Annotated in this window: 9 protein-coding genes; 6 read left to right on the top strand and 3 right to left on the bottom strand. The window is 43.8% G+C overall.

Annotation, left to right across the window (positions count from 1 at the left end; all coding sequences use genetic code 11):
* Positions 1–571: 571 nt before the first annotated feature.
* The 3 genes from R7O12_RS23185 to R7O12_RS23175 all read left to right on the top strand — a co-directional run bounded on the left by R7O12_RS23185 (position 572) and on the right by R7O12_RS23175 (position 2,385).
* Positions 572–904, top strand: coding sequence for a DUF1904 domain-containing protein (locus R7O12_RS23185; RefSeq protein ID WP_005381768.1), 333 nt, complete (start codon positions 572–574; stop codon positions 902–904).
* Positions 905–916: 12 nt separating this feature from the next.
* The gene (mepA, locus tag R7O12_RS23180; RefSeq protein WP_262597681.1) at positions 917–1,753 is read left to right on the top strand and encodes a penicillin-insensitive murein endopeptidase; all 837 of its coding nucleotides are present in this window, start codon (positions 917–919) and stop codon (positions 1,751–1,753) included.
* Between the two features lie 323 nt (positions 1,754–2,076).
* Positions 2,077–2,385 (top strand): hypothetical protein, encoded by a 309-nt coding sequence (locus tag R7O12_RS23175; protein ID WP_005381765.1) that lies wholly within the window; start codon positions 2,077–2,079, stop codon positions 2,383–2,385.
* A gap of 42 nt (positions 2,386–2,427) precedes the next feature.
* Here the strand turns inward: R7O12_RS23175 and R7O12_RS23170 are convergent, their stop codons facing one another.
* The 3 genes from R7O12_RS23170 to rdgC form a co-directional block, all read right to left on the bottom strand.
* The gene (locus tag R7O12_RS23170; protein WP_005381763.1) at positions 2,428–2,682 is read right to left on the bottom strand and encodes a YfhL family 4Fe-4S dicluster ferredoxin; all 255 of its coding nucleotides are present in this window, start codon (positions 2,680–2,682) and stop codon (positions 2,428–2,430) included.
* A 2-nt stretch (positions 2,683–2,684) separates the two neighbouring features.
* A complete protein-coding gene (gene yegQ / locus R7O12_RS23165) occupies positions 2,685–4,085 on the bottom strand; it encodes a tRNA 5-hydroxyuridine modification protein YegQ (RefSeq protein ID WP_053306549.1) in 1,401 nt (466 codons plus the stop codon).
* Positions 4,086–4,250: 165 nt separating this feature from the next.
* A complete protein-coding gene (rdgC, locus tag R7O12_RS23160) occupies positions 4,251–5,165 on the bottom strand; it encodes a recombination-associated protein RdgC (RefSeq protein ID WP_005381753.1) in 915 nt (304 codons plus the stop codon).
* Between the two features lie 224 nt (positions 5,166–5,389).
* On the opposite strand from rdgC, the gene phoB reads away from it, so the two are divergent.
* Genes phoB through R7O12_RS23145 form a run of 3 tightly spaced genes read left to right on the top strand, consistent with a single transcriptional unit; the run spans position 5,390 to position 8,377 of the window.
* Positions 5,390–6,079, top strand: coding sequence for a phosphate regulon transcriptional regulator PhoB (gene phoB / locus R7O12_RS23155; protein ID WP_005381752.1), 690 nt, complete (start codon positions 5,390–5,392; stop codon positions 6,077–6,079).
* A gap of 40 nt (positions 6,080–6,119) precedes the next feature.
* Positions 6,120–7,418, top strand: coding sequence for a phosphate regulon sensor histidine kinase PhoR (gene phoR, locus R7O12_RS23150; RefSeq protein ID WP_005383667.1), 1,299 nt, complete (start codon positions 6,120–6,122; stop codon positions 7,416–7,418).
* The gene (locus tag R7O12_RS23145) at positions 7,418–8,377 is read left to right on the top strand and encodes a phosphate ABC transporter substrate-binding protein PstS family protein (RefSeq protein ID WP_318102306.1); all 960 of its coding nucleotides are present in this window, start codon (positions 7,418–7,420) and stop codon (positions 8,375–8,377) included. Before phoR ends, R7O12_RS23145 begins: the two co-directional genes overlap by 1 nt.
* The last annotated feature ends 99 nt before the right edge of the window (positions 8,378–8,476 follow it).

Here is an 8,476-nt window from a genome sequence, read left to right as displayed (position 1 = left end):
GGGTGTAGCTCCAATTGGCAGAGCAGCGGATTCCAAATCCGCGTGTTGGGAGTTCGAATCTCTCCACCCCTGCCATACTCTGAAGCCTCAGCAGTAATGCTGGGGCTTTTTTGCATCTGAAGAAAAGAGAAGCTGACTAGTTGGAAGAGTTGTCGACTCCTCTGATACCAAAGTATCGGGGGATTGAAAGCTCATATCTCCGGGATATTGGTCCACTTCACCTATCCCCCATGTTCATAAGCTCTGGCTTAGGTCAGGGGCTCTTTTATTTCTAACGAATATGTCTTTTATTCCTAACGTATAGTTCCGATGTCAGGTGTATGTTTATCCAACGAATATGGCATACCTTTGCTTCAGGTAGATTTATTTTCTAGTAATGTAATTACTAAATGTTGATGTATCGCTTTGTTCTTTCTGGTTTACCTTCGAATTTCATAACACTTTTTCTTCGTTATCGAGCACATCTGATTCACAATTTATTGAAAGGTTAGTGGTTACATTGACTTGGATGATTACTGACTTGGTTCCTGTTATCATCATGCATTAATGCTAATAATTAGGAAGTAAGTTTATGCCACATTTTCGATTCCGTGCTGTAGAGCCACAAGCTGTTCAGGCATTATCAAAACCCCTTACGGATGAACTTCAGCCTCTAATGGACTGTCCGCGTGAGGATTTTACTTTTGAGTATATCTACACTACGTTTTTCAATGAGGGTGAGGTGAGTGCTGCATATCCTTTTGTCGAAGTGCTTTGGTTCGACCGTGGCCAGGAAGTGCAAGATGAAGTTGCCAAGCTTATTACGCAACAAGTGCGCGGTATCGCTGGTGCCGATATTGATGTTGCAGTTATCTTTTCCGCCTTATCTCCTAAAGCTTATTACGATAATGGCGAACACTACTAAAGGTTAAAGGCTATGAGGCTGAGTTTCATTGTAACTTTGGGTTTATGTTTCTCAGCTTCAGTATGTTCTACTCCTTGGGAGTCTGCGGTTAATCCTACCCGAAACTCTTCCTCCTCTATTGGTAGTTATGCTAACGGTTGTTTAGATGGTGCATTACCCTTGCCTCTCGATGGCGTTGGTTATCAAGTCTTACGTAGTAAAACGAAGCGCTACTATGGGCACCCTAAAACGATAGAGTTTATTGAAAATCTGGCGCTTAAAGCTCATCAAAATCTCAACACCACTCTGCTAATTGGTGATTTATCTTTACCTAGAGGTGGAAGGTTCTCCTCTGGTCATTCTAGTCATCAAACCGGGTTAGATATCGATATCTGGTTAAGACTTGCTGACCAACCGCTTTCTTATAACGAATTACAACTTCCTAAGCCCATGAGTGTGGTGGATTTAAAAGGTTATTCCATACTTAATCATCGCTGGGAAGAACGGCACTTTAAGCTAATTCGGTACGCTTCAAAAAGTAAGGATGTTGCACGAATTTTTGTACATCCTGTTATTAAGGAGCAACTTTGCTTGCAAGAAAACGGCAAAGATCGTTCTTGGTTACGTAAAGTACGTCCATGGTGGGGGCATCATTACCACTTTCACGTCAGGTTGTCTTGTCCTGATTCGAGCGACTATTGTGTTGATCAAGCACCACCTCCAGTAGGCGATGGCTGCGGTGTTGAGCTCGCAAGTTGGGCCCCGAAAGCGAAACTTATTGATACCCCTCCACGGGTAAAAACAACCTCTAAGCCCAAACGAAAAAAAGTCGTTCCACCTCAATGCTTGCCGCTTATCAATCCTAATTAGTGTTACTCTCCAGGTTTATCTGTACTTGGTGATCTCTTTTATGAAACTGGAGAAACATCATACTTTTGTCTACATTGAATAATACCAATACAAAAACTAACCCAATTAGTTTTGGGGACATATTATAGAAATCTAAATTAAACAAAGAGTTGTAGTATGGGTAAGTTGTAACTTCTTTGTTTAGAAAAAGATCTTTCGTCACGATACTCTGGTTTCTTAGCAATATGTCTGTCAGTTGGCTAAAAAGCGATAACAACGCAGACAAGTGTGTAAGGCAGGGATATGCCCTTTTCCTGTTAGAAGAGTAAATCAAGGACAAAACCATGACTATGATTTGTGCAAAAGAATTTGCAGAGTGGTTAAGACACAGATTTAGCAGTGATACTAAAGGAGTCTCTTTGACTCGAGAGGATGTGAATCACCTGACTGGGCGTCAACGCCTTGATCCGGGTTTTGTTAATGATGTGCATTATGAGCTGATGCAATATGGGATGGCTTTCGTTACTGATACGAGCCGAGAAAACTTTTATTTAATACCTGTTTCTCAAGCGGAGAATTGGCGTGAGAGACTAGAGTATCATTTTGAAAAAGAGCTATTCTGCAATATTATCCCTATTGAAAAATCAGGTTGAGAAAAGGTTCAACTTTGATGTCAAAGTTGAACCTAATTGCTCTTATGCTAACCCTTGAATAATCACGAATTTTTCAAGCAACTGCTCTTCAGTTTCGACATGGTTCGGATCAGTGATTATGCATTTTGTAATTGGACACACTGACTGACAGGTCGGCTTTTCGTAATGCCCCTTACACTCTGTACATAGCGCTGGATCAATTTCGAAAATGCTCTCTCCCATACTGATTGCCCCATTAGGGCATTCGGGATCACACATGTCGCAGTTAATGCATTTATCAGTAATGAGCAAGGCCATGGTTACTTACCAGTCGGGTTACGGGTGTCCTGCCCTGAGTTTAGATTACGCATTAATAGGCCATATTCTAAATCTAGCTCTGCTGGTACTGGAATGAATACAAAGTGACCGTTTCCTTTCGCGTCTTCAATAGACTCTGATTTGCGGTTTTCCATTGCCTCTAGCGTGAAAACAATATTGCCTTTTGGCGTCATTAGTTCAAGGCTATCACCGACAAGAAACTTATTTTTTACTTCTACTTCAGCCATGTCACCACGACGTTGGCCAGTGAATTCACCAACAAACTGTTGAGCATCAGAGACTGAGTAACCGTAATCGTAGTTTTGGTAAGTGTCGTGTGTATGACGGCGTAGGAAGCCTTCAGTGTAGCCACGGTGAGCTAGGCTTTCTAGTGTACCCATTAGGCTTTCATCGAATGGTCGACCTGCTACAGCATCATCAATTGCTTTACGATAAACTTGAGCGGTACGTGCGCAGTAGTAGAACGATTTAGTACGACCTTCAATTTTCAATGAGTGAACACCCATCTTAGTTAAGCGTTCAACGTGCTGAACCGCTCGTAGGTCTTTAGAGTTCATGATGTAAGTACCATGCTCATCTTCGTAGGCCGCCATTTTTTCTTCTGGACGGTGCGCTTCAGAAAGCAGAACGACTTCATCTGTTGGTTTGCCGCGACCAATTGTGGTTTCAGGGCGCTCGTCTTGTACTTCGACAGGCTGTGCTTCAGTCGGGTCGAATTTCTCTACGATATCACCAGCGTCGTTTTCTTTACCCTCTTCAACTTTGTATTCCCAGCGGCATGCGTTAGTGCAAGTGCCTTGGTTAGGGTCACGTTTGTTGATATAGCCAGAAAGTAGGCAACGACCTGAGTAAGCCATGCATAATGCACCGTGAACGAATACTTCAAGCTCAGTTTCAGGGCAATGCTCACGAATTTCTTCGATTTCTTCTAGTGACAGCTCGCGAGAAACGATCACACGTTCCACGCCATTCGCTGCCCAGAACTTAACGGTCGCCCAGTTTACAGCGTTTGCTTGTACAGAAAGGTGAATTGGCATTTCTGGGAAAGCTTCACGAACCATCATAATTAGGCCTGGATCTGACATGATCAATGCGTCAGGACCCATCTCTACGATTGGCTTAAGATCACGGATGAACGTTTTTAGCTTCGAGTTGTGTGGTTGAATGTTACATACCACATAAAGCTTTTTGCCTAGGGCGTGGGCTTCATCGATACCGATTTTTAGGTTCTCGTGGTTAAACTCGTTGTTACGTACGCGAAGGCTGTAGCGAGGTTGGCCAGCGTAAACTGCATCTGCCCCGTAGGCGAATGCGTAACGCATGTTTTTCAGGCTGCCCGCTGGAGATAGTAGCTCAGGCACGAATGCTTTCTCAGTTGTCATTGCTCAATTCTCTTTTATCTGATCACAAGTCAGGCCAATTCCACCTAATGGAAATGGGGCGCAAATTTTACGTCAAAATGTGAACTGTGACTAGGGTAATTGTGCTTCAGATAGAAAAACGCCCTCAAAAAAAGTGAGGGCGTTATGGTTAACCTTTATACAAAATTAAGCGTTAGGATTCGGTAAGCCGCCTAGCGCATCGTATAGGTTGGGAAGGAAAGCACTGAACTCTCCACACATTAGAGAGAAGTCTGCATCAAATCGAGCTGCTTGATCTTCACGTGGAATATCATCGTTTTGATCTTTCAATTCATCAGAGAATTTTAGACGTTTGATGCCTGCATCTTCCGTCATAATGAACTCAATACGATCTTGCCAATTAAGCGCAAGTTTCGTCACGACTTTATCCGCAGCGATGTGGTTGCGGATTTCATCAGTGGTTAGCTCTTGCTTCTTACAGCGAATCACACCACCTTCTTCAAGTACGGATTTTAGCTCAGCTTCGTCCATCATGCTGATACCTTGAGGTGTGTCACCGCTTTTCACCCACTCGGTTAGCGTAGTTTCAATCGCCACTTCTGGAATAGCAGGAACAACAGGTAGACTACCCATGGTTTTACGAAGCAATGCTAATACATCTTCTGCTTTTTTATAGCTGCTTGCATCAACAAGGATAAAACCTTCTTTTGGCATGATGAGCACGTGAGTGTGGCTGCTGCGGCTGAATGCGCGCGGCAGTAAATCCATTACGATGTCATCTTTCAGGTTGTCTTTCTCTTTCTTCTTCAGAGGACGACCTTCTTGCGCTTCCATTGCTTCTACTTTTGCATTCAATGATTCTTTGATCACAGAGGCAGGTAGCATTTTCTCTTCTTTCTTGGCGCAAATCAGAATGCGGTTTTCTGACACGTGAGTCATCATATCGCCATGTCTACCCATTGCACTGACCCAGCCAAATTTCTGTTTGTCTTGACTGCCACACGGGGTGAATCGGAATTCAGACAGCTGAGTTTCTAGTTGTTCGGCGTTAAAAGTAACCTCGCGGTTAACGCGGTATACCAGACAGTTTTTAAACCACATAAATCTTCTCTAGGCTTGATGACAAGGGACTAATCATAGGGAATTTTTGTGCTGATGTCTTAATAGAAATGAAAAATATCCGAATGAACCTCAAAAGAAAGTTATATGAAAATTTGTTTTCAAAGGTCACAAAAGTGTCATAATTGGTAGTGATAATGCTTATGCAAAGAGAGGCGCTTTGTCTCTTAAATTCATTAGCTCAACGAACATAAGGTTACTCAATTATGTCTAGAAGGATTCTGGTTGTTGAAGACGAAGCTCCTATTCGCGAAATGCTGTGCTTCGTACTTGAGCAGAAAGGTTACCAAGCGGTAGAAGCGGAAGATTACGATACTGCAGTAACCAAACTGGCTGAACCCTTCCCTGATTTAGTTTTACTGGATTGGATGTTACCAGGCGGTAGTGGCATTAACTTCATCAAACATATGAAGCGAGAGGAATTAACGCGCAACATTCCAGTTGTGATGCTTACCGCTCGTGGTGAAGAAGAAGATAAAGTGCGCGGTTTAGAAGTCGGTGCGGATGACTACATTACTAAGCCATTCTCTCCTAAAGAGTTGGTTGCACGCCTAAAAGCGGTGATTCGTCGCGTTACCCCTACTGCACTAGAAGATGTAATTGATGTACAGGGATTGAAGCTTGACCCTGTATCGCACCGTGTTACGGCTAATGATGCGCCATTAGACATGGGCCCTACAGAATTTAAGATGCTTCATTTTTTCATGACGCATCAAGAACGCGTATACAGCCGTGAGCAGCTATTAAACAATGTTTGGGGCACCAACGTGTATGTCGAAGACCGTACGGTCGATGTTCACATTCGCCGCCTGCGTAAAGCATTGGAAGCTGCAGGGCATGATAAGCTGATCCAAACTGTTCGTGGTGCTGGATACCGCTTCTCGACGAAGGCATAAATTAACACGCAGCTTATCGGTACCATTTCTGGAGTTATGAGTGGTTGAAAGATTAACGTGGAAAAAGCTGGCCTGGGAGCTGGCTTTTTTTTACACCCCATGGGTGATAGTAGGTTGGATATTCGGTTATATGCCGTGGTTGCTTTTGGCTGCTACGGCATTGCAGCTTGTGTGGCATTTGCATAACCAAGTACGTTTATCTTCTTGGTTATGGGATGAAAAACGCCTCACGCCACCATCTGGTAGCGGTAACTGGGAATCTTTGTTCAATGGGTTGTATCGCTTACAACAGCGCCAACGCCGCAAACGAAAAGAGCTTACTAATCTTATTCGTCGATTCAGAAATGGTGCAGAATCGCTACCCGATGCGGTAGTGGTATTCCGTGCTGAAGGCAATATTGTTTGGTGCAACAAGCTGGCTCAGCACTTACTGGGCTTCCATTGGCCAGAAGATTCAGGTCAACCTATCTCGAATCTCATTCGTACACCTGATTTTATCAAGTACCTCAACAAGAAAGACTTTTCTGAGCCATTAGAAATGCGTTCACCACTCAACGTCGAACGCATGCTGGAATTACGTATCGTACCGTATACCGAGGGTGAGCACTTGATGGTAGTGCGTGATGTGAGCCAGTTAAAACAACTTGAGGGAATGCGTCGCAACTTCTTCGCCAACGTATCTCATGAACTACGTACACCAATGACGGTGCTACAAGGTTATCTTGAGATGACAGAAGACCCTGATATGGTCGTAGGTCCAATGTGGAGCAAAGCTCATGGTGTCATGACGGAGCAGCTTAACCGCATGAACAGTTTGGTGAACCAACTACTGACACTATCTAAAATTGAAGCGGCACCTATGCATGAGCTTGAGGAAGTCGTGAATGTGCCCGCGATGCTTGAAGTGTTAGAAAAAGAGGCGGTTAGCCTTAGTGGGGACAACCAACATAAATTGAAATTTGATGTTGATGCTAGCCTACGCGTGCTGGGCGATGATGACCAGTTACGTAGTGCTATCTCTAACCTCGTTTATAATGCCGTCAAATACACACCGCCTGGTGCGAACATTAATGTTCGTTGGTTCCAGACCTCTCAAGGCGCATGCTTAGAGGTGGAAGATAGTGGTGATGGTATTGAACCTCAGCACCTCCATCGACTTACTGAGCGTTTTTATCGAGTGGATAAAGCAAGATCACGTGATACTGGTGGAAGTGGTTTAGGGCTTGCCATTGTAAAACACGCGCTGAGTCACCATGACTCTCATTTAGAAATTCACAGTGAAGTAGGTGTGGGCAGTAAGTTTTCTTTTGTATTGCCTGAACGTTTGGTGGTGAAATAATGGCTTTACGATTGGCAAAAACATTCAGTTTATTCGCGCTTGTTTGTTCTTTTATTGCTGCCGCTCAAGATAAACCATTGCCGACTTATCATAAAACGACGGGGATTGTCGGGAACTTGCTCTCTGTTGGCTCCGATACACTTGCGGGTATGACAACGCTTTGGGTTGAAGAGTTTAAATCCATTTACCCGAATATTAATGCGCAAGTCCAAGCGTCTGGCTCTTCTACTGCCCCTCCAGCATTGACCGAACAAACAGCTCAGTTTGGTCCCATGAGTCGCCCTATGCGTTTAAGAGAGATAGAAGCGTTTGAACGTGAACATGGCTACAAGCCAACGGCGCTTAGGGTAGCCATCGATGCAATCGGTATTTTTGTTCATCAAGATAATCCAATTCAAGGTCTTAACTTTAGTCAATTAGATGCTTTGTTTTCCGCCACGCTACGCTGTGGCGAAAGTCAATTTGTAACAAACTGGCAGCAACTCGGTCTTGAATCACAGTGGGCAAAGCGAAACGTACAGTTGTTTGGTCGTAACTCCGTTTCTGGAACTTATGGTTACTTCAAAAGTAATGCCTTGTGTGGCGGCGATTTCAAGACTCGAGTTAACGAGCAGCCAGGCTCCGCGTCAGTTGTGCAAGCTGTAGCGTCAACCATCAGTGGAATTGGTTATTCCGGTGTCGGTTATCGAGTGGCAGGCGTGCGCTTAGTCCCTGTGGCTAAAATGGGAAATGACTACGTGACTCCAACGCGAGAACATATTGTTAGTGGTAAGTACCCACTATCACGTTACTTATATGTTTACGTGAATAAGCACCCTGATTACCCATTAACACCAATTGAAGCTGAATTTATTCGCTTTATCTTTTCTGCTCAGGGACAAGCGTTGGTTGAGAAAGATGGTTATGTGCCAATTACGGCAGATTTTGCAGAAGAAGAGTTAAAAAAAGTCGGCCTGTAAGCCGACTTTTTATTTAGGTATGTGTGCCGTCCTAAATAAGGTTGACACTTTCCACCCCAAAATTGGAGAGTGTTATGAAATCAACAACTAAAAGAACTC

The organism is Vibrio sp. Vb1574, assembly GCF_033338675.1.
Note: the sequence above shows the minus strand (reverse complement) of the source record. Positions and strands in the feature narration are given on the sequence as shown.

What these genes read in the sequence shown, in the direction of transcription:
- R7O12_RS23185 (WP_005381768.1), top strand. Translation starts at nt 572, where the DNA reads ATGCCACATTTTCGATTCCGTGCTGTAGAGCCACAAGCTGTTCAGGCA.
- mepA (WP_262597681.1), top strand. Translation starts at nt 917, where the DNA reads ATGAGGCTGAGTTTCATTGTAACTTTGGGTTTATGTTTCTCAGCTTCA.
- R7O12_RS23175 (WP_005381765.1), top strand. Translation starts at nt 2,077, where the DNA reads ATGACTATGATTTGTGCAAAAGAATTTGCAGAGTGGTTAAGACACAGA.
- R7O12_RS23170 (WP_005381763.1), bottom strand. Translation starts at nt 2,682, where the DNA reads ATGGCCTTGCTCATTACTGATAAATGCATTAACTGCGACATGTGTGAT.
- yegQ (WP_053306549.1), bottom strand. Translation starts at nt 4,085, where the DNA reads ATGACAACTGAGAAAGCATTCGTGCCTGAGCTACTATCTCCAGCGGGC.
- rdgC (WP_005381753.1), bottom strand. Translation starts at nt 5,165, where the DNA reads ATGTGGTTTAAAAACTGTCTGGTATACCGCGTTAACCGCGAGGTTACT.
- phoB (WP_005381752.1), top strand. Translation starts at nt 5,390, where the DNA reads ATGTCTAGAAGGATTCTGGTTGTTGAAGACGAAGCTCCTATTCGCGAA.
- R7O12_RS23145 (WP_318102306.1), top strand. Translation starts at nt 7,418, where the DNA reads ATGGCTTTACGATTGGCAAAAACATTCAGTTTATTCGCGCTTGTTTGT.